Raw genomic sequence first — 18,538 nt, 5'->3', positions numbered from 1 at the left:
TATGCGAAAGCTCCTGTATGGTAGAATGAGGCCATCAGGAGGACGGCACGGCGCCGACGGACAGGAATGGGGTATGTTCCGGTTGAGGAAAGAATACGGCTCATAGCGGGAGAGCTCTCGTGCGCCAATATCGGGACGTGGTGCTTCGGGACGGAGGGACAGTTTTATTATTCCACCAGCCCGAACGAGAAAGAGCTTTTGCCTCTGTTTCAGCTCGGCGTTCTGGACAAGATCCGAAAGAAGAAAGAGCTTTCAGAGCCGCAGCTCTTCAGCGATGCGCTGGGGCTTCTCTGGTGTGCGGAAAGAGCGCCGCTCGAAAGCGGGGGAGAGCTTCTCATCACGTTCGGCCCGCTCTGTTATAATCGGATGACCTTGAAGAGTCTGGAGGAGCGGCTCAGGGAGATGACGCTTTCCGTTTCGGTCAAAAGCCCGCTGTTCCGGATTTTCAAAGAGATTCCGGTGATGACGGTCGGCGAGATTGAGCGGCTGGGAAGCGCCCTGCATTTTATGCTGACGGAGGAGCATCTGTCGCCCGGTGCAGTGGTATTCCATCAGGATGAGGAGCAGAACCGGTATCAGGATGAGGGAGAGATCCGGCACCCGGCTTCGGAATATGATTCCTCTGGGCCTGCCGCGTATTCGCAGCTTGATGTCGAAAGGATGAGCCGCGCGGAGGAGCAGATCCTGAAAGCGATCCGCGACGGGAATCCCGATTATATGCAGGTGATGGAGGAGACGGGAGCGCTTGGCGGGGAGCTGATCTCGCAGACGGGAGATCCTCTGCGGGATGGAAAGAATACGCTGATGATCTTCTGTGCGCTCTGTACAAGAGCTGCGGCGGAGGGGGGAATGTCCGCCGGAGCCGCCCGGGATCTTCGGCGGGAATATGTGTCAAAATTTGAAGCATGCCGGAATATGAACGATCTCATCCCGCAATCGGAAGAGATGATTGAACGCTTTGTCCGGGGCGTCCGCGAGGCAAAATCCGATCCGAATGTGTCTGATACGGTCCGCGCCTGCTGCGATTATATCCGCGCTCATCTGAGGGAGTCGCTTTCGGCCGAGAGGATTGCGCAGGAGCTGGGCTATTCGGGATATTATTTTACAAAAAAATTTTACAGAGAGACCGGAATGCGGATGACGGACTACATCAATAAGGCCCGCATCGAGTATGCGAAGATCGAGCTGATCACAACCCGGAAAGGGATTCAGGAGATCAGTGATGATCTTCAGTTCGGCACACGGAATTATTTCGGAAGAATTTTCCGGGAGCTTGTCGGTATGACGCCGGCACAGTACCGGAGCCGGAGGAGAGGGAGAAACCCGGCCCGGGAATGATCTGTCTCATGATCAAAGGCCGCCAAAATTTATCTTCAAGCGCCAATTTATATTCAGAGTACAAAGCCTCTTTTTACTATACTGCAGATACAGGGCGGTCTAGTAAGTTCTCCTTTTATATTCCGGCAAAGGAGAATTTCAGGGGCCGTTTTTTTCAGTATCTTTCTCCTCTTCCGGGGCCTGACGAGGAGTTGGCTTCGGTGCAGATCATCCCGAGGAGATTCTGGCAAAGCTGGGGCCCGGCGATACGGTACGGCTGGATAATTCCGACTATATTGCGATGCAGTCCTATTATCGCTATCGGGTTCCGGACAGGAGTTTTCATGCGTGGGATCAGTTCCGCGATGAGAACGGCAATCCGGTTACGCCGCAGAGAGCGAATGTCATGGGCTACACGCTGAACGGCACAGGATACCGTGGTGTGCGGACTGGTATTCATGGTGATTGTTACGACCGGCGCAGAGTCATTTGAACAGCTGAATGTCTCCGCTCCGGTTGAGCTGCACCAGAATCGTGGCGATGATGGGCAGGCCGAACAGCCCGACAAAGCCGAACAGATAGGTGCCGACAAACATGCACACCAGCGTCACCAGCGGATACAGACCGATCTGCTTGCCCACCACGCGCGGCTCAAGCGTCTGGCGCACGACGGTGATGACGGCATACAAAATGAGGAGCCCGATGCCCAGCGGGAAGTTGCCGAGGATCAGCATGCCCGCCGCCCACGGGAGGAGCACCGTGCCGGTGCCGACCACAGGCAGGATATCGAGAATGGCGGTGAGCAGCGCGATGAGCAGGGCGTAATCCACCCGCAGCAGCGAAAAGCCGATGAGAAGCTCTACGAAAGTAATGCTCAGCAAAATGGCGTAGGCCCGGCCGAATTGGAAAATAACGACCACGCCCTTTTCCTTTGCCTTGAACAGCATGTCCCGTGCTTTCGGGGGCAGCTGCCGCGCAAGGAAAGAGGTGATGGTGTAATAGTCCGCAACGAAGAAAAACGACGCGACGATGGTGATGATGAACTTAATGAGGAACGACGGCACGGAACCGGCGACATTCGTCGCCGCGCTGAGGGCGCCCGCAGAAATCGCCGTAACCATGGAGGACAGCGAGGACGACAGATTGTTGCCGGTGCTTTCCACAACATCCGTCAGCGTGGGATTCAGGGCCAGTACCCAGTTTTCCAGTGTGTCCTGCAGCGAATTCAGCGCCGGGGCCACAGCCGTGTCGTACACCTGCGGCATCGCGTAGAAAATATCGCGGAAGAAAATCACGAGCCGCGTACCCAGCACCGCGATGAGCGCGGCCGCCAGAACATAAAATGCAATGAGCAGCAAAACCGAAACGGGCTTGCGCCCCAGTTTTGTCCTCTGCGTCACCCGGTTGATCACGGGCTTCAGGATAAAGGCGATGAGAAATGCAACCAGAAAGGGCATCAGGAGCGGCAGCGCGTATTTCAGCACGGCGTAGGCCAGCCCGAGGATAATGCAGTAAAACAGGATTCTGATGATAAAGGCATGCATCTTTTCGATCTGCAAGCGTCCACCTCCATATCCGGCCGCGCGGCGCGCCGGTGATCGTGGCTGTCCTCTTTGAATCAACAAAGCAATATCAAAAATTCCCTTTGGCCGGAATTCCGGGTTATCGCAGGCGCCGGGATTTCGGGTTATCGCGGGCGGAGCCGCCTCTCCGGCCTGACGCCATCATTATACCAGAAAAGTTTGAACCGCCGCTTTATCCGACGGTTCTGATTTTGAGAATCTATGTTCCGATGACAGAGACCGGCTTTTATATTCTGTATTGTCTGCAAACCCCGCAGCACGGATACGGAATCAGTCAGCAGGTAAAGGAAATGACCGGGGCGCCGTCACGATCAGCGCGGGAACCATGTACGGAACGCTTTCAAAAATGGAGAAAGACGGCCTGATTCATTTCTGCCGTAAAGAAGAAAAGCGAAAGCTGTACCGGATCACAGAGCTGGGACGGGAAATTCTTTCCGCGGAAATCAGAAGAATCGAGAGGCTGTATAAAAACAGTAAAGGAGAAAGTATTTCATAAAAAAAAACGTTGATGCGCTTCTTTTCGATTGCCGATTTCGCCGAGGAGGAAATCTGGCTCAGAGAGCAGCATAAGAAAGGCTGGAAGCTTGCCAGAATGGTTCCTCCGTGCTTTTATATTTTTGAGGCCTGCGAGCCGGAGGATACCATTTACAGACTGGATTACAGGAATAAGGAGCAGACCGCCGAATATATGCAGATGATGGAAGATTTCGGCTGGGAGTACTTTGCGAAATGTGTGGGGTGGTTATATTTCAGGAAACCGGCGGCAGCCGCCTCCGCAAAGGAGGACTGGGGCTGTTCTTGGGCATCACATTCGGTCTTCTGTTTGTCATCTGCGATTTCCTGATCGTATACTGCGGGATCAAGCTGAAAAGGCTAAAGGACGAAAACCGGATGAACACATAATTCCGGAAGAAGAGGTATGCTGCGCATGAGCTTGTACGCGATCGGTGATCTGCATCTGCATTATCAGTCGGTGCTGAAAGCGCCGGGACAGCTCCATGACCGGGTGTGGAGGAATCATGAGGAGAAGCTGCGGAAGAACTGCGAAAAGCTCCTTGGCGGCCGGGATACCCTCGTGCTCGCGGGCGATCACAGCTGGGGCAGAAATCTTGCAGAATGCGAGGCGGATCTGCAGTATATCTGCGATCTTCCGGGCAGGAAGATACTTACCCGCGGCAATCATGACATGTTCTGGGATGTGAAGAAGACGCGGCAGCTGAATGAACGGTATCAGCCGCAGCTGACCTTTTTGCAGGACGACTATGCGGTCTACCGGGATTATGCCCTTGTCGCCACCAAGGGATTTACGTTCGAGGGGCCGTTTTATCTGGACCGCCGGGGACGGATCACGGGCTGGGATGAGGAGGCGGAGGAACATGCAAAGAAGCTCGTTTCGCGGGAGCTGATGAGGCTTCGGACGTCCTTCGAGCTGGCAAAAAAGGATGGCTGCCGCAAATTTATCATGTTTCTGCATTATCCTCCGACCAATATTATGGAGGAGCGGAGCGGGTTCACGGATATGGCCGAGGAATACGGCGCGGAGCAGGTGATCTATGCGCACTGCCATGGAGAGAGAAGATTTCATGACAGCATCCACGGCGAATACCGCGGGAGAAGCTATCATCTGGTTTCGGGGGACTATCTGCGCTGGAAGCCGCTGAAAATATTGGAGTGATGCGGCGGCAGGCAGCGTTACGGGATATCGTCTGTGATTGAGTATCTGATTCGGATCGGTGCGCCTTTCGCTGTAATCAGAATTTTTATCCTGCCGTTCGTCGGGTAAATCATGGAAGTGTAGTTATATTTCCCGTCGAAAAGGAATATCTCCAGAACATTCCCATCCCGAAGTAGATCGAACAGAATGACGGTTTCATCTTCAATGTCAGACTTGAAAATCTTGATCCCATTCGCAGTCCAGACATCTGCTCCTGTTGTATTGGCAATGATATTGCCAAACAGAAAATCCATAGTAAGCTCTATCCTGTGCTCGTCTTCATCACATAAAGAGAGAGTCACTGCGGAACTGGCTTTGCCTTTTTCGATGACACCCTGCAAATGTATTATCGTGTTTTCTGCATCGGAGGATACAAGCTCTGCAGAGGAACCGCGTGAGATTGTTCTGGACAGCTGTTCTGCGTATCTTGAAGCGGCATCATTTTCTTCGAGTGTTTTACCTCCGTGTGCATTGATGTACGGTTTCATCCGTAGTCTTCCGTTCTCATCCAGTGAGACGAGGCGCGGATAGGACAGAATGCCCCGATAACCATTTTTTTCTGACGGCCCGTGATCGTGGATCCAAGGCATCCATTCCCAGCCTCCCAGCCATGCCATCGACACTGGCTGACGGTATCTGTCATAATAAACCTGTGAAGCATAAAAATGCGGGCCGTAGTCCAATGTTCCTGAATATTCCTTGCAGAACAGGCAGTTTTTGAAATTCACAACACCAGTCATATACACTGTTGGCCGGAAATCAGTGCGATTCATCGGCGATGCAGTGATAATCCATTTTCCGTTGATTTCAAAAAGATCCGGGCATTCGAACATGGTTCCCTCGCCGTCCGGCGCCTCATATAGAATTCCATCATAATTCCAATGGAACAAGTCCAGGGAATGATACAGATAAATGCGTCCGTGGCTTTTCAGGTCTGCGGCATCGCCGCTCGAGCCCCCGACAATCATCTGCCAGCGGTCCTTGTAAAATATGACTTTCGGATCGCGGAAATCATGGCTTTCACATGGCCGCTCCGGGATGATGGGGTTTTCCGCAGGCTTCACGAACGTATATCCGTCATCGGAATATGCGATGCACTGCGCCGGAACAGGCTGCCCGCCCCGCATCGAGACAGCGGTATAGAAAGCATACAGCCGATTTTTATGTACAATGACTGATCCGGAAAAACAGCCCCCGCGCTGGTAATTCTCGTATAAATGATCCGGTATCAGAGATGGAACACATTCTTCCCAGTGGATCAGGTCTTTGCTTACGGCATGTCCCCAGTGCATCTTGCCCCACTCATTGCCGTAGGGGTTGCATTGAAAATATAAATGGTATCGTCCTCGAAACCATACAAGGCCATTGGGATCGTTGATCCAGCCATGCCGCAGGGCAAAATGCCGCTGCGGACGGATAATGATCGCCTGTGTTTTTGTCATGGGCATACTTTCAATATGATCGCATTCTGCGTTTTGAATCACTGTCTGCCTTGCTTTATATTCATTCACGATTTTACGGCTCCGAGCGTCATACCGGCGGTCATTTTTGTGTTCAGAGAGAAATAAAGCGCTAATGTTGGAAGAATAGAAAGAGCAATGGCCGCATACGTTGCGCCCCAGTCCTTGAGTCCCCGTGGCCCGATAAAATCAGTGAGTCCGATGGAGATGGTCTTGAGCTCCGTGCTGTTAATGAAAACCAGACTAAAAGTGTAATCATTCCACACCGTGATAAAGTTCATTGCAAGTACAGTCAGTATGGTGTTCAGCGAGAGCGGAATAATGATTTTGGCGTAAATTTCATAGATACTTGCACCGTCGATTACCGCGGCTTCCACGATTTCGTCAGGAATAAACGCATAAAAATTGACAAAAAGCATAACCGAGACTGGAAGCTGGAATGCCAGAAGAGGCAGGATAACGCTGATTCTGGTATCTACCAGACCGATACGTGCAAACATGGTAAACAGAGGAATCAACGTTATGGAATACGGAACGGTAAGTCCGATCAGGAAGAAACGGTAGACTTTTCTGCTTCCGGCGAATTTCATCTTCGCAATGGCAAAGGAAGCCATTGAGCTCAGAATCACAATAAGAGCCAGAGAGATCATGGAGACAATGGCGCTGTTTTTGATATAGGTAAGAACATGGCTGGTGGTAAAGATTGTCACAAAGTTTTCCGAAGTCAGTTGTTTCGGAAAACGGAACGGTTCGGTCAGCAGTTCCATGTTCGGGCGAAAAGCTGCAAACAGGAGCCAGAGGATCGGATATGCCTGAATGACCAGAAATGCAAGCATAACAAACCAGTAGATTAATTTTTTTAGTCTGTTGCGAAGTATATAGTTCATTTTCTATCCTTTGTCACGATCACGTATCTTCTCTGTCCATATACCGGCTGATCAGGAGAACGCCGATAATGCTCAGAACCACAATCACGACAGCAATGGCACTGCCATATCCGTAGTCCCGGCTGGTGAAAGCTTTTTTGTACATATATGTTGCAAGGATCTCGGAGCGGTGGTTCGGACCGCCTTTCGTCATATTCATAGGAGCGGCAAAACCGCGAAGCGCGCCGACAAGACTCAGGATACAGGCAAGCATGATTACGTTTGCAATCGAGGGGATCCGGACGCGGAACAGAAGTTGAAGCTCTGTGGCACCGTCAATTCTGGCGGCTTCCAGAATATCCGGGGAGACCGATACAAGTGCGGAGTAGAAAATAATCATATAAATGCCGATGTACTGCCAGCCCTCTACTGAGGCAACAGCGGCCAATACTGTCTTGTATTCGCTTAAGAATGCAATCGGTTCCAGTCCAATCCACTCGCGAAAAATATTGAACAGGCCGATCGGTTCGTATGAATAAAAGCTCGTAAACAATTGCGCAATCGCAATCACAGTGATGACAGAGGGGATATAATAGACTGTCTGAATAAATCCTCTCCCTTTTTTCAGATAGGTCAGCAATACGGCAATGATAAAGCCCAGTCCCAGCTGAAGCGACATGACAATCACTATATAAATCAGATTATTGCTGAATGCTCTTACAAAAACATCGTCGCGGAATAGTTTGATGAAGTTATTTATACCGACGAACTTCTTCGGCCCGATGCCATCCCAATCGATCATACTGTAATAGACGGAAACGCCTATCGGAATCATGACCATGATGGAATACACGATCAGCCCGGGAAGAAGGAAGAATGCGATTGCCTTTTTATCACGCAGAACTTTCATGTTTTCTTTCTTCACTCCGATTATGACGGGATGAACTGCCGCATTAAACTGAATTTGCACAACATGCTGCGGATGTCATTGTTCTCATTCACGGCTGTTTGTGTCAGATTCTGGTAATGCAGCAGTTCTATCCGGAACCTATTATGTGTACTGGCCGGTATGGTTATTTCGCGTTAGCCTCAAGCGCTTCGTCGACAGCGGCTGCGAAATCCTCAGGCGATTCTTCGCCCATACACAGACCGGGCAGATTGTCATTGATTGTTGCAATGACATCCTCATTCAGTACAACATCCCATGGGCGTGCTGCCGTATCGCCGATTTTTGCCGTATCATCCATCACCTGCAGGAACAGAGGATCAAACATGGAGGTGTTGTCCGTTTCAACTTTCTGCGGCGCAAGATGCTGGTGTGCAAAGTATGCGGGGCTGTAATTCTTAACGATGAAGGTCAGGTAATCTTTATACTGATTGTCAAAGACATTCGGGTTGACGGCCAGACCGATGCCGCCGAATGCCCAGTATTCGTTAGGTTTTGTTACAGCGCCGTCACATACAGGCATATAAAAATAGCTTACGTTCAACTCTTCCGGACGGTTTTCATCGGTAAAGTAGTTCAGCTCCCATGTGCCGGTCGGATACATGGCACATTTACCGCCGAGAAACAAGTTAAGACCGGTTGCAACGTCTGTTGTAGAGAATCCGGGCTGGAAATAAGAGCCTATCTCTGCCATGAACTCACAGGCTGCAGTGCCTGCGGCATCTGTCATTTTCGCTTCACCGGATGCAAGCTGATTCAGAAAATCATTGCCTGTCATACGGAAAGGATAGGTGGCAAGGAGCCTGAGGAGAGGCCAGCCATCACCGCCGCCGATGCCAAAGGGAGTATAGCCTTTGTCCTGCAATGCTTTGCACACCGCCAGAAGATCATCCAGAGTTTTGGGTGCTTCCACGCCGGCGTCTGCAAACATGTCCGTGTTATACCAGATCATTTCGGTGGAAAGCTCCAGAGGCAGTGTATACAGCTTACCATCCGAAGTGCGTCCGTAATTCAGAGCAAGAGGAATGTAACTGTCCTTTTCTCCGATTTCCTCCAGAAATGCATCCATATCTGCCAGCATTCCCTGCTCACCCAGTTCAACGGCATACGGTGTGGCATCCAGATCAAACATATCAGGCATTTGGCCGCCCGCGATCATAGTACGCAGCTTCTGGTCATAGGAAGATCGATCCGCATTGCTGTCGATGACGAGCTTGATGTTTCCTCCCTGCGCATTATATTCATCCGTAATCTCCTGGAGAGTGACCATCGTGTCGTCCGATGCGGATCTGGAAGAGAAATAGTGGATCTCTCTTGCCTCTCCGGAAGACGCAGCGGGTTCCTGTACCTCCGCTGCGTCTGCTGTGGTCTGCGCTTCTGATGCGGAAGCTGCTCCTGTGCCGCAGCCTGCCAGAACCATTGCCGTTGCAAGTCCCATTATCCCAATACCTCTAAACTTTTTGTACAACATGTTGTCCTCCTTTGTGAGCTGTTTATTCAGCTCTTGAAAACATATGAACATCAGAGATTTCTATACTTCCGTCATTCACCAGAAATCCCCAGTGTTTACGTTCTGTGACATACCCCCTTGTTGTGAGCGCGACCTCGTCGTTAACATACAGGCAAAGGATGGAACCATCTGCAATCAAGCGGAGATGAATTTTATTCTGTTCCAGTTTTCTGTAATCAAAAGGCCTTTCCAGCTCGAGCATAAAGGGCTTGTCGCCGTCGATATACCATTGATTCACACCTGCCGGGCGCCTTGGCCACATATCCGCTACGATTCGATTGTAGAACGGCTCAAGCCGCAGGAAATATCCCTCCTCCAGCAGAGAGTCCTGCCTTACTGCGAGAGCAAAGGACCTTGTATTCTCTGAAAACGTAATATCGGCTTCAATCATGCAGGTTTCAGGCATTCCGTTTACAGCAATTCCCCTGCGGCCTTCCTGATTAACAAGTTTTACTGTGGTGTCCGTCAGCTCTTGCGGCGTGATCTCCTGATGAAACGATGCTGTCAGAGCTTCCGGCGGATGAACGGTCAGCTTTCCATCGGCCTGTTGCTGTATTTCATGCACGATCAGTGTCCCGCCCCATTCATATTGACCATAATCGCTGTCACCGCGTTTTGTGGGAACCCATGCGAAAGCGAAGCGGTTGCCGTTTGTCGCTGCGGTCTTGGCGGCATAGAAAGCGCGTCCGTCAAAAGTATCTTCGATTGGTGCGATCCATGGTCCGCAGATGGAATCGGCAACGCGGTAATGTGTAACAAACTTCTCAGAGAAGGTTGAATAAACGAGATACCACCTGCCGCCCATCTTAAACAGATCCGGACACTCATGCGTCATATAGGATTTCGGACTATAAAACGGCTGCTGTGCTTTCCAGTGGATCAGATCCTTTGATTTGCATAGGCCCACACATCCTCCGTTTTTGCTGCCTGCACCTATGGTTCTTGCGGCGAGCAGCATGTTGTAGCAGCCGTCGTCTTCATTGAAGAACACATAGGGATCACGCCAGTCCCACGGCTCATAGATCGACTCGCCGGCTCCAAAGGTTGACGCTGGATCCTTGTCCCAGTGAATCAGGTCGCTGCTGGTTGCGTGGGCAATAAACTGCAGTGGACGGCCGTTCTTATGGTATTTGGGATTGTAATTATTCTGCGCTGTGTAAAAAAGATGAAAGCCTCCGGCCTTATCCTCAATAACCGAACCGGTATAACAGGCATAATCCGCTTCGTTATATCCGCCAACCGGCAGAACCACGCCATAGTCTGTTATATTGACGCCGTCTTCTGTCACCAACAGGTTCCAGCTGGTACGGTAGCCGTATTCATCCTCCGTATGGCCTTTTCTTTCATCGTGAAGATAAAAGATATAAAACTTTCCGTCATGTGCGAATGGAATGGTGTCACCGACCCATCCATCCTTTGGCTGATAAAAAACGTTCTTCATGTGGATACACTTCCTTATTTAGGATACCCATATCCTACGGTATTTTATTGCGGCATAATATACGCAATTAAAACAAAGTTTTCATCCCTTGATTATGCAAACCATTGTTTTCTTGCCTTTTCATTGAAAATATGCAACTATTTTCATAAGTTTCATGATCTGTGCTATTTGCTTTCATTTTGGGTTTTCAACGTTCGGAGTTTATATGGTTACAATCAATGAAGTTGCGGAAGCTGCAGGCGTTTCAATTTCAACGGTTTCCAGAGTCATGAATCAGAGCGGCATTGTTTCAGCGGAGACGTGCCGCCGGGTCATGGAAGCGGTAAGAGAGCTTGGCTACATTCCAAATATATCGGCAAAAAAGGCCGCCCATAAATCCAATAAGCTTATTGGTGTGCTTTTTCCGGACATATCGAATAATGTTTTCGGCAGAATTATGCAGGGGATCAATAGTGTTGTCACGCCGCTTGGGTATAATCTCATTATCTGTGAAACCGACGGGGAGCTCGAGAAAGAGATCCATTTTCTTAATGTATTGAAGAACAAGCAGGTTGACGGCGTTATCATGGCAAATATCCATATTCCCGGAGAACATATGATGTGGATCCACAGAAATCACATACCGGTCATTTATGTCTGTCAGGATGTACCGGAATTTGATCTGAAAGTTCCATGCAGCTCTGTCAACATGGACAACAAACAGGCTATCTGTGATATGGTTCATTTTTTATATCATATGGGACACCGGCAGATTGCTTTTGTGGGAGGCCCTCTTCACGACCTCTCGGCAGGAAAGAAAAGATATGACGGTTATATGAAAGGAATGAAAGAATGCAGCCTGCCGATACGTCAGGATATGATTGCTTTTCAGGATGCATTTACGATTGATGCCGGTTACAGGGGCATGCATGAGATCTATGAAAAATCCTCCGCTCTGCCCACGGCTGTTCTGTGCGCCTGCGATAATATGGCAGTAGGTGCGATTGATTTCATGTATGACAATCATATTAAGGTTCCGGAGCACATTTCCGTAACCGGAGTGGATGATACGGAGCTTGCAGGAGCAATCCGTCCATCCCTTACGACTATCCGCCATGCAACACCAGATACCGGTGTCAAAGCGGCGCATCTGCTGCTCGAATACCTTGCGGCTCCGGATTTTGACGGAGGCGCGTTTAATGTGCCATATCAGATTCTGCGCCGTCAGAGCGTGCTACAGATCAGGAGTTTGCCATAAAAGCAGTTAGTGTGAAAAATCACGCTGATGCGATCGCGGCCGAGAAATCGCCTGTATGGATTTTTCGGTGCGTGCTGCCCGGATTAATGAATGTGGCGGCGGGGAGGGGGCGATGTTCAAGAGTCCGACCTATGGAAAAATGGACATCTCGGAGATTCCGGACAGGATCCTGATGTTCTATCAGAAGCATATGGAGTACGACACGCCGATTCATATCATCGTGGGTACGGATTCTCAGAATTTTGACCACACGAAGCTCGTCTCGGTGATTGCCGTCGTCTGCGAGGGGCACGGCGGGATCTTTTTCTATGAGATCACGCGGCAGCCGCTGGTGCGCGATGTCAGAACCAAGCTGCATATCGAGACGGACGACAGCCTGCGGGTGGCGGAGGAGCTGGTGAGAATGATGGAGAGCGACGAAAAGTACGAGGAGATGTACCTTAACTGTCCGATCGCAATCCATGTGGATGCCGGCAACAGTACGAACGGCAAAACAAGAGAGCTGATCCCCGAGCTGGTCGGCTGGATCAGGGCCTGCGGCTACGACTGCCAGATCAAACCGGACAGCTTCGTGGCGAGTACGATTGCGGACAGAATTACGAAGTGAATGCGATGGGAGAATAATGCTGTAAATTAAGCTAATTTATTAAGTTTATATGTGTTAACTAGAATTTAGAATGTATGCGCATAGACTGCTCGGTAACGAGTCGATATAATAAATTTGTTATATGTTGTATTTTATAGAGATTGAGGCTTGTTAAATTATGAATGAAACACATACATTTTACTATGATAAAGAATTATATCCTAAGGTTGCTGTGATTAAAACGGCGTATCATTTTACAGATTGTGCATATATTCATCTTGATAGTGATAAAGATAATTATATTGTAACGATTACTCCAAAATCTGGCTGTTCATTAGAGCATCAGGACTTTGATAACGAAGTGCTGGCACAGACGGCGAGATACGTGATTTTTCAGCAGACAAAGGAATTGCGAAAAATAACTCTTGCGCGAGCTATGGCATCCAGCATAGTCGAAATCAATCCTAAAGATTCAACATATAAAGAAATCTCGTTGCCGGCAGATGATATTTTGAAGAGTTGGTTTGACTCATGAATAATAAATTGTATCTTTCATCGGAAATATATAGTATTGAATCAATTAGAGAGGCAATAGAGGCATATCGGGAGTTGGCAGATATTTCTATTGAAGAAATAAACGGCATTTATGTCTTATCATTTAGGAATTGTCAATATGATGAGTATATTACAAAATGTGAGTTTGAAAATTACTGTATTGGACTAACAAATGATATGTGAAATTTTGTTATTAATGATGTGCATCATAGTCTGTCTGTATGCATCCTATACCGATATTCGTTACGGCCTGATTAAGAACGCTATAATTTTTCCCTTTGCTGTTATAGGAATATTTATCGATACATTTTACTACATAAAAATATTTCCAACGGGTGTTCGTGCATTTTTACTAAATGTCATAACAATGCTTATATTTTCCTTTATTCTTTATATGACACATATATGGGCAGCCGGGGACAGTAAGCTGCTTATACTAATATCCATATTAATTCCTATACGAATAACTGTGATCGAAAATGGATATTATTACGGATTTATGATAGTAGTTTATGCTTTCGCTTTCGCATTTTTTTATCTCATAGGAGATACTATACGCGGATTAATAAAAATTAAGGGGCATGTGTCAGGGGAAAAAATATGGAATCAGTTTAAGCAATATATTAAACGTTTGGTGATAAATAGCATATATATACTGACTTTGTCAAAGCTTGAAAGATACATATTTATGAAGCAGGGATTTATGAATATGTATATTCAAATCATTATTAATATATGTGTCCTGCTGCTGATAGTCAGGATCCCTTTGTTTCAAAAAATATATATTCTGGGACCGGTCTCCATAGCATCATTTGGATTTTCATATTTTACGGGACTTTGGATGCTAGGGAAAGATAGAGCAATTTATTATTGTATTGTAGCTATCTTTCTGCTGCTAGAGATATTAATGGGGGAATTCAATTATGAAATGATTCCGACAGACAGCGTAAAGAAAGGTATGATTCTGTCCAGATTTACGACAATTACATTTACTGTTTCCAGAATTAAGGGACTTCCGGCAGTTTCTACGGAAGATCTCCGCAGTAGGTTGACAGAAGAGGAAGCAAAGGCTGTCTTAAAATGGGGAAAATCTAAAATGGGGGCGGAGAGGGTTCAGGTTGTAAGAAAAGTGCCTTTTGCGATATTTATTACGTTGGGAACCGCCATGTTTATGATTGTAAGTTATATATTTAGGTGATCAAAAAATGAATATCAAACTGGAAAACTTCAATGGATGTGGCATCTTTTATTCTTATACTTCTTCCGTTCTTATAGCAGAGCGCATGATATCAGATGGTAGAAACGTTTTTTTTAAGAATGGGCAGCAATGTACGTTAGCTCCCGAGGGGAAAAATTTTCCTGTTAGTTTAGATGAGGCGTTAGAACTCAATAAGTTATCAGAAGAAGATGTACTGATCAATGTTGGTCGAAAAAGGCTTGACGTTATATACGAACACGCCTCGTTGGACAATACAATAGTTGTGACAGAAGCCTGCAATTCAAATTGTGTAATGTGCCCTGTTCCAGAAAGTGTTCGACGCTACGATCAAGGCTTCACAATAAATGAATTATTGGACTATGTGAGGTATATTCCGGAAGACGCGGAACATATTACCATAACTGGTGGAGAGCCCTTTCTGGTAGGGGAAGATATTTTTAAGCTATTCAAGGCGCTTCAGCAGTATCATAATAATACAGAATATTTGCTTTTGACTAATGGCAGAATATTTGCCAATCTTAATTATGAACAGCAATTTGCTTTATCCAAACCGGATAATCTTACTGTCGGAATTCCGATTCATGGATATAGTGCGGAAACTCATGATGAAATAACGCAAGTTCCGGGAAGCTTTATGCAAACTGTCTTGGGGATTCACCATCTTGTTAATGATGGCATAAACGTTGAGATACGTTTTGTTGTCAGTGGTCTTAACCATCGTTTTATTACCAAAATGTCTAAATTAGTAGTTGACCAATTTCCTGCAATTGATAGTGTGAAATTTATGGGATTGGAAATGATGGGGAATGCTGCAGTGAATCAAGAAAAGGTATGGATACCCTATGAACTTGCATTTAATGATTCTAAAGAAGGGATTGATTATCTTCTGACTAATGGAATAGATGTTGAATTATATAATTTCCCTCTTTGCGCGGTTGAGCAATCGTATTGGGGAATCTGTCGGAAGAGTATAACAGGGTATAAGATACGTTATCAGGAACAATGTAATAGTTGTGTAGTTAAAGATGCGTGTGGCGGACTTTTTGAGGGAACAATACGACTGGTGAATACGTTGAAACCGGTGTTGTTTGAAAAATAATGATAAATTATTTTAATTTTAAAATTTTTAATGATAAATATCTTATCATTAATGATTTGGGATATTCCTCTTTTGTAACAAAAGAGGAACTCTCCCAATTAATATATGATAATATTGATATAACGAATTCAAAGGGTAAAGAATTAGTACGCAAATTTTTTGTAGTTGGTGGCAGTAAGCAGGATTTTTTGAGTAGAACAACATACCTGTTGCGAGAGAATAAAAGTTATCTGCTTCATAGCACATCGTTACATATATTTGTGCTCACAACAGCATGTAATTTGCAGTGCGTTTATTGTCAAGCGCGATCTGGAGAAGAGACATCATATGGAATGATGGATTGTAAAACAGCAGAAAAGGCTGTTGACTTTGCGCTGCAGTCTCCAGATCAATTTATTACCTTTGAATTTCAAGGAGGAGAACCATTATTAAATTTTCCCACAATAAAGCATATAATCGAGTATACGGAAGCTCATCGTGGTAAAAAACAAGTGGACTATACATTAGTTTCAAATTTGCTTTTACTAAATGATGAGATTTTAGATTATATTTTGCAACACAAAATTAGCTTATCAACCTCTCTTGATGGCAATGAGGCTGTTCATAATATCAATCGACCATTTATAAATGGGGCTCCAAGTTATGGTATTGTTGTAGAAAAAATTCGATATTTGCAAAATAAAGGGATCAATCTTGGAGCTATTGAAACTACAACCGCTTACAGTTTGCAATATCCAGAACAAATAGTTGATACATATGAAAAACTTGGATTTAAATCTGTTTTTATCAGGCCACTTACTCCTCTCGGGTATGCAGCGCGGAATTGGAAAACAATTGGCTATAAACCGCAAGAATTCGTAGAATTTTATCGAAAGTGCCTAGAACGCGTCATACAAATTAATAAACAGGGAAAACAATTTGCAGAAAGTCATGCTGCTATACTGCTGAAAAAAATAATGTGTAACGATTCCGGCAATTATATGGAATTAAGATCACCATGTGGAGGCGTAATTGGACAGATCGCATATTTCTATAATGGTGATATATACACCTGTGATGAGGGCCGAATGCTTGGGGAGATGGGGGACCCTATTTTTCGGCTAGGCAATGTATATAATGACAGGTTTGATGATGTGATATGTTCAAAATCATGTAAAGCAATGATGGCATCCAGTTTACTTGAGGCATTGCCGGAATGCTGTGATTGTGTTTATCAGCCATATTGCGGAACTTGTCCAGTGTTGAATTATAAGCAGGGAGGTGATATATATTCGAATGTTCCAAATGATTATAAGTGCAGAATCTATAAAGGAATAATGGATATTTTGTTTGAGTATATTAGTCAGAATCAAGAAGATATCATCAATATATTTCATTCATGGATTAGTTGAATTTCGTCAGAGGGAAGAATGAACGTATGAATAATGGGCTTGAGATATAATAGGGATACAGAGGAAAAAGCTTGATAAATAGGAGCTTTCAGCACTGTATCCCTATTTTTAAAATCAAACAAAATATCGAAAAGGAGGCTTTTATGATATGTAAAAGAATATTTCAAGCCATTATGTCAGTTATTCCATTAGCAAAGGCGGTGGAGAATAAATGAGATGGATATTAAAAATAATTTTATTTCCGATCAGCCTGCTGTTAAGTATTCTTACTGCATTTTTAACATTCTTACTAAGCATAGGAACAGCGTTACTGTATCTGCTAATGCTGATGTGTGTATTTGCGGCAATAGGCTCGTTCTTTATGTTGCACAACACAAGAGCAGCAATAGAAGCACTCATACTCGGATTTCTGCTAAGTCCTTACGGAATACCGATGATTGGAGCTGTAATTATAGCTTTTATACAAGGAATCAATGAAGCCATAAAATCAATATAAAAAATTTTATAAAAATGGTTACCAAGGGCGATAGATAAAAACTATCGTCTTTTTTAGTGGAAAAATATCATGGAAAGGAGAGCTTTTAGATGAGTATGTATTTATTTGATGAACAACCTATCGTTGCAAATAAGACATTGGCAAGGGAAATAGGTTTAAATGAAGCTCTTATCTTACAACAAATAAACTATTGGATAGAAATAAATAAGAAATCCGGCAATAACTTCTATGACGGAAGATATTGGACATATAACTCAATAAGAGCATGGCAGGAAAAAGATTTTGACTATATGAGTTTCGATACTGTAAAAAGAACCTTTGCGAAGTTGGAAAAGGCAGGTTTTCTACTCGTAGGAAACTACAATAAAGATCCAAGAGATAAAACAAAATGGTACACCATAAATACCGAAAAGCTGGAGGAACTTTATGCTGAAATTGAGAACAAAAAGAAAAAAGAAGAATTACAAGCCTTAGAAAAAGCTGTGCCTAATGCATTAGGGCAAAATGCACCAATGGAAAAGTGCAAAATCCACCAATGCACAAGTGCAGATTGCACCGATGCAACAGAGCAAAATCTGCCAATGCAAAATGGCAATATGCCCCAACCATTACCAGAGATTACTACAAATAATTCATCAAAGATTACTACAGATATTTCATCATATAATTTCACCCATCATTCCGTCATAGATGCCGAGTATTCAGAACCAAGAAAAAGGATGGATGGAGAGGCGGAAATAGAAAACAAAAATATATATCAGAAATATTTAGATGAGTTAAGAACACAGACAGGCTATTATGAACATCTTGAGTTGGGCAATAAATTTATAGTTAAAGACTTTGATGAGATATTAAAGATACTGGCAGATATTATGATACTTGATGATAGAGAGTTTGTTACAATCAATCAAACGAAGCTTCCGGCACATATAGTAAAAGAAAGATTTAGAAAACTTAGATCAGAGCATTTAGAGTATTTGTCAGATGTTATTAAGGAAAATGAATACAAGATTAGGAATATCAGAGCATTTGTCCTAACAGCAGCATATAATGCACCAAGCGGGATAGATGCACACTACTCTGCCCTTGTAAGTTATGATATGAGAGGAGGATATTGA

Annotated in this window: 21 protein-coding genes; 14 read left to right on the top strand and 7 right to left on the bottom strand. The window is 45.4% G+C overall.

Going from position 1 to position 18,538, the window contains the following annotated elements; genetic code table 11:
- Window positions 1-66: 66 nt before the first annotated feature.
- Together E0E20_RS11330 and E0E20_RS11325 are read left to right on the top strand one after the other, a co-directional pair.
- Window positions 67-1,338, top strand: a complete 1,272-nt coding sequence (locus E0E20_RS11330) for a helix-turn-helix transcriptional regulator (RefSeq protein WP_130838304.1) — start codon at window positions 67-69, stop codon at window positions 1,336-1,338.
- 280 nt (window positions 1,339-1,618) lie between these two features.
- Window positions 1,619-1,810: a hypothetical protein gene (locus E0E20_RS11325; protein ID WP_130838303.1), complete on the top strand. Its 192-nt coding sequence runs from the start codon at window positions 1,619-1,621 to the stop codon at window positions 1,808-1,810.
- On the opposite strand, the gene ytvI is transcribed toward E0E20_RS11325, so the two are convergent.
- Window positions 1,803-2,876, bottom strand: coding sequence for a sporulation integral membrane protein YtvI (gene ytvI / locus E0E20_RS11320; RefSeq protein ID WP_130838302.1), 1,074 nt, complete (start codon window positions 2,874-2,876; stop codon window positions 1,803-1,805). The genes E0E20_RS11325 and ytvI overlap by 8 nt on opposite strands.
- A gap of 349 nt (window positions 2,877-3,225) precedes the next feature.
- Between ytvI and E0E20_RS14825 the strand changes: the two genes are divergently transcribed.
- The 3 genes from E0E20_RS14825 (at window position 3,226) to E0E20_RS11305 (ending at window position 4,575) form a co-directional block, all read left to right on the top strand.
- Entirely contained in the window at window positions 3,226-3,396 is a 171-nt protein-coding gene (locus E0E20_RS14825) for a helix-turn-helix transcriptional regulator (RefSeq protein ID WP_330508949.1), read from the top strand.
- Window positions 3,397-3,408: 12 nt separating this feature from the next.
- Window positions 3,409-3,744: a DUF2812 domain-containing protein gene (locus E0E20_RS11310; protein ID WP_242622776.1), complete on the top strand. Its 336-nt coding sequence runs from the start codon at window positions 3,409-3,411 to the stop codon at window positions 3,742-3,744.
- Between the two features lie 84 nt (window positions 3,745-3,828).
- On the top strand, window positions 3,829-4,575 hold the full coding sequence (locus tag E0E20_RS11305) for a metallophosphoesterase (RefSeq protein ID WP_130838300.1): 747 nt from the start codon (window positions 3,829-3,831) through the stop codon (window positions 4,573-4,575).
- A gap of 17 nt (window positions 4,576-4,592) precedes the next feature.
- Here E0E20_RS11305 and E0E20_RS11300 read toward each other — a convergent pair whose 3' ends face one another.
- The 6 genes from E0E20_RS11300 to E0E20_RS14820 form a co-directional block, all read right to left on the bottom strand.
- The gene (locus E0E20_RS11300; RefSeq protein ID WP_242622771.1) at window positions 4,593-6,125 is read right to left on the bottom strand and encodes a glycoside hydrolase family 32 protein; all 1,533 of its coding nucleotides are present in this window, start codon (window positions 6,123-6,125) and stop codon (window positions 4,593-4,595) included.
- The gene (locus E0E20_RS11295; protein WP_130838299.1) at window positions 6,122-6,961 is read right to left on the bottom strand and encodes a carbohydrate ABC transporter permease; all 840 of its coding nucleotides are present in this window, start codon (window positions 6,959-6,961) and stop codon (window positions 6,122-6,124) included. The genes E0E20_RS11300 and E0E20_RS11295 overlap by 4 nt, the downstream gene beginning before the upstream one ends.
- 19 nt (window positions 6,962-6,980) lie before the next feature.
- On the bottom strand, window positions 6,981-7,850 hold the full coding sequence (locus E0E20_RS11290) for a carbohydrate ABC transporter permease (RefSeq protein WP_130838298.1): 870 nt from the start codon (window positions 7,848-7,850) through the stop codon (window positions 6,981-6,983).
- Window positions 7,851-8,013: 163 nt separating this feature from the next.
- Entirely contained in the window at window positions 8,014-9,156 is a 1,143-nt protein-coding gene (locus E0E20_RS11285) for an ABC transporter substrate-binding protein (protein ID WP_242622775.1), read from the bottom strand.
- Between the two features lie 223 nt (window positions 9,157-9,379).
- On the bottom strand, window positions 9,380-10,837 hold the full coding sequence (locus E0E20_RS11280; RefSeq protein WP_130838296.1) for a glycoside hydrolase family 32 protein: 1,458 nt from the start codon (window positions 10,835-10,837) through the stop codon (window positions 9,380-9,382).
- Window positions 10,838-10,904: 67 nt separating this feature from the next.
- Window positions 10,905-11,015: a hypothetical protein gene (locus tag E0E20_RS14820; RefSeq protein WP_130838295.1), complete on the bottom strand. Its 111-nt coding sequence runs from the start codon at window positions 11,013-11,015 to the stop codon at window positions 10,905-10,907.
- Window positions 11,016-11,042: 27 nt separating this feature from the next.
- Between E0E20_RS14820 and E0E20_RS11270 the strand changes: the two genes are divergently transcribed.
- The 9 genes from E0E20_RS11270 to E0E20_RS11230 all read left to right on the top strand — a co-directional run bounded on the left by E0E20_RS11270 (window position 11,043) and on the right by E0E20_RS11230 (window position 18,538).
- A complete protein-coding gene (locus tag E0E20_RS11270) occupies window positions 11,043-12,074 on the top strand; it encodes a LacI family DNA-binding transcriptional regulator (RefSeq protein WP_130838294.1) in 1,032 nt (343 codons plus the stop codon).
- A 112-nt stretch (window positions 12,075-12,186) separates the two neighbouring features.
- Entirely contained in the window at window positions 12,187-12,681 is a 495-nt protein-coding gene (locus E0E20_RS11265) for a ribonuclease H-like YkuK family protein (protein ID WP_165444085.1), read from the top strand.
- 157 nt (window positions 12,682-12,838) lie between these two features.
- A complete protein-coding gene (gene hxsD, locus E0E20_RS11260; protein WP_130838292.1) occupies window positions 12,839-13,195 on the top strand; it encodes a His-Xaa-Ser system protein HxsD in 357 nt (118 codons plus the stop codon).
- A complete protein-coding gene (locus E0E20_RS11255) occupies window positions 13,192-13,398 on the top strand; it encodes an HxsD-like protein (protein ID WP_130838291.1) in 207 nt (68 codons plus the stop codon). The genes hxsD and E0E20_RS11255 overlap by 4 nt, the downstream gene beginning before the upstream one ends.
- 13 nt (window positions 13,399-13,411) lie before the next feature.
- The gene (locus E0E20_RS11250; RefSeq protein WP_165444084.1) at window positions 13,412-14,413 is read left to right on the top strand and encodes a prepilin peptidase; all 1,002 of its coding nucleotides are present in this window, start codon (window positions 13,412-13,414) and stop codon (window positions 14,411-14,413) included.
- Between the two features lie 7 nt (window positions 14,414-14,420).
- The gene (gene hxsC, locus E0E20_RS11245; protein ID WP_130838289.1) at window positions 14,421-15,533 is read left to right on the top strand and encodes a His-Xaa-Ser system radical SAM maturase HxsC; all 1,113 of its coding nucleotides are present in this window, start codon (window positions 14,421-14,423) and stop codon (window positions 15,531-15,533) included.
- Window positions 15,533-16,924 carry a His-Xaa-Ser system radical SAM maturase HxsB gene (hxsB, locus tag E0E20_RS11240; protein ID WP_242622770.1) on the top strand — a complete coding sequence of 464 codons (1,392 nt, stop codon included), beginning with the start codon at window positions 15,533-15,535 and terminating at the stop codon, window positions 16,922-16,924. The genes hxsC and hxsB overlap by 1 nt, the downstream gene beginning before the upstream one ends.
- Before the next feature lie 211 nt (window positions 16,925-17,135).
- The gene (locus E0E20_RS11235; RefSeq protein ID WP_034910996.1) at window positions 17,136-17,420 is read left to right on the top strand and encodes a CD1845 family protein; all 285 of its coding nucleotides are present in this window, start codon (window positions 17,136-17,138) and stop codon (window positions 17,418-17,420) included.
- An 89-nt stretch (window positions 17,421-17,509) separates the two neighbouring features.
- Window positions 17,510-18,538, top strand: a complete 1,029-nt coding sequence (locus tag E0E20_RS11230) for a DUF6017 domain-containing protein (protein WP_130838287.1) — start codon at window positions 17,510-17,512, stop codon at window positions 18,536-18,538.

Source organism: Lachnoclostridium sp. Marseille-P6806, from assembly GCF_900625025.1.
Taxonomy (GTDB): domain Bacteria; phylum Bacillota; class Clostridia; order Lachnospirales; family Lachnospiraceae; genus CAG-791.
This window is presented reverse-complemented; position numbering and strand designations above follow the sequence as displayed.

What these genes read in the sequence shown, in the direction of transcription:
- E0E20_RS11265 (WP_165444085.1), top strand. Translation starts at nt 12,187, where the DNA reads ATGTTCAAGAGTCCGACCTATGGAAAAATGGACATCTCGGAGATTCCG.
- E0E20_RS14820 (WP_130838295.1), bottom strand. Translation starts at nt 11,015, where the DNA reads ATGAAAGCAAATAGCACAGATCATGAAACTTATGAAAATAGTTGCATA.
- E0E20_RS11310 (WP_242622776.1), top strand. Translation starts at nt 3,409, where the DNA reads ATGCGCTTCTTTTCGATTGCCGATTTCGCCGAGGAGGAAATCTGGCTC.
- E0E20_RS11295 (WP_130838299.1), bottom strand. Translation starts at nt 6,961, where the DNA reads ATGAACTATATACTTCGCAACAGACTAAAAAAATTAATCTACTGGTTT.
- E0E20_RS11270 (WP_130838294.1), top strand. Translation starts at nt 11,043, where the DNA reads ATGGTTACAATCAATGAAGTTGCGGAAGCTGCAGGCGTTTCAATTTCA.
- E0E20_RS11290 (WP_130838298.1), bottom strand. Translation starts at nt 7,850, where the DNA reads ATGAAAGTTCTGCGTGATAAAAAGGCAATCGCATTCTTCCTTCTTCCC.
- E0E20_RS11235 (WP_034910996.1), top strand. Translation starts at nt 17,136, where the DNA reads ATGAGATGGATATTAAAAATAATTTTATTTCCGATCAGCCTGCTGTTA.
- E0E20_RS11325 (WP_130838303.1), top strand. Translation starts at nt 1,619, where the DNA reads ATGCAGTCCTATTATCGCTATCGGGTTCCGGACAGGAGTTTTCATGCG.
- hxsD (WP_130838292.1), top strand. Translation starts at nt 12,839, where the DNA reads ATGAATGAAACACATACATTTTACTATGATAAAGAATTATATCCTAAG.
- E0E20_RS11250 (WP_165444084.1), top strand. Translation starts at nt 13,412, where the DNA reads ATGATGTGCATCATAGTCTGTCTGTATGCATCCTATACCGATATTCGT.
- E0E20_RS14825 (WP_330508949.1), top strand. Translation starts at nt 3,226, where the DNA reads ATGTACGGAACGCTTTCAAAAATGGAGAAAGACGGCCTGATTCATTTC.
- E0E20_RS11285 (WP_242622775.1), bottom strand. Translation starts at nt 9,156, where the DNA reads ATGGTCACTCTCCAGGAGATTACGGATGAATATAATGCGCAGGGAGGA.
- E0E20_RS11280 (WP_130838296.1), bottom strand. Translation starts at nt 10,837, where the DNA reads ATGAAGAACGTTTTTTATCAGCCAAAGGATGGATGGGTCGGTGACACC.
- hxsB (WP_242622770.1), top strand. Translation starts at nt 15,533, where the DNA reads ATGATAAATTATTTTAATTTTAAAATTTTTAATGATAAATATCTTATC.
- E0E20_RS11255 (WP_130838291.1), top strand. Translation starts at nt 13,192, where the DNA reads ATGAATAATAAATTGTATCTTTCATCGGAAATATATAGTATTGAATCA.
- E0E20_RS11305 (WP_130838300.1), top strand. Translation starts at nt 3,829, where the DNA reads ATGAGCTTGTACGCGATCGGTGATCTGCATCTGCATTATCAGTCGGTG.
- hxsC (WP_130838289.1), top strand. Translation starts at nt 14,421, where the DNA reads ATGAATATCAAACTGGAAAACTTCAATGGATGTGGCATCTTTTATTCT.
- E0E20_RS11330 (WP_130838304.1), top strand. Translation starts at nt 67, where the DNA reads ATGGGGTATGTTCCGGTTGAGGAAAGAATACGGCTCATAGCGGGAGAG.
- E0E20_RS11230 (WP_130838287.1), top strand. Translation starts at nt 17,510, where the DNA reads ATGAGTATGTATTTATTTGATGAACAACCTATCGTTGCAAATAAGACA.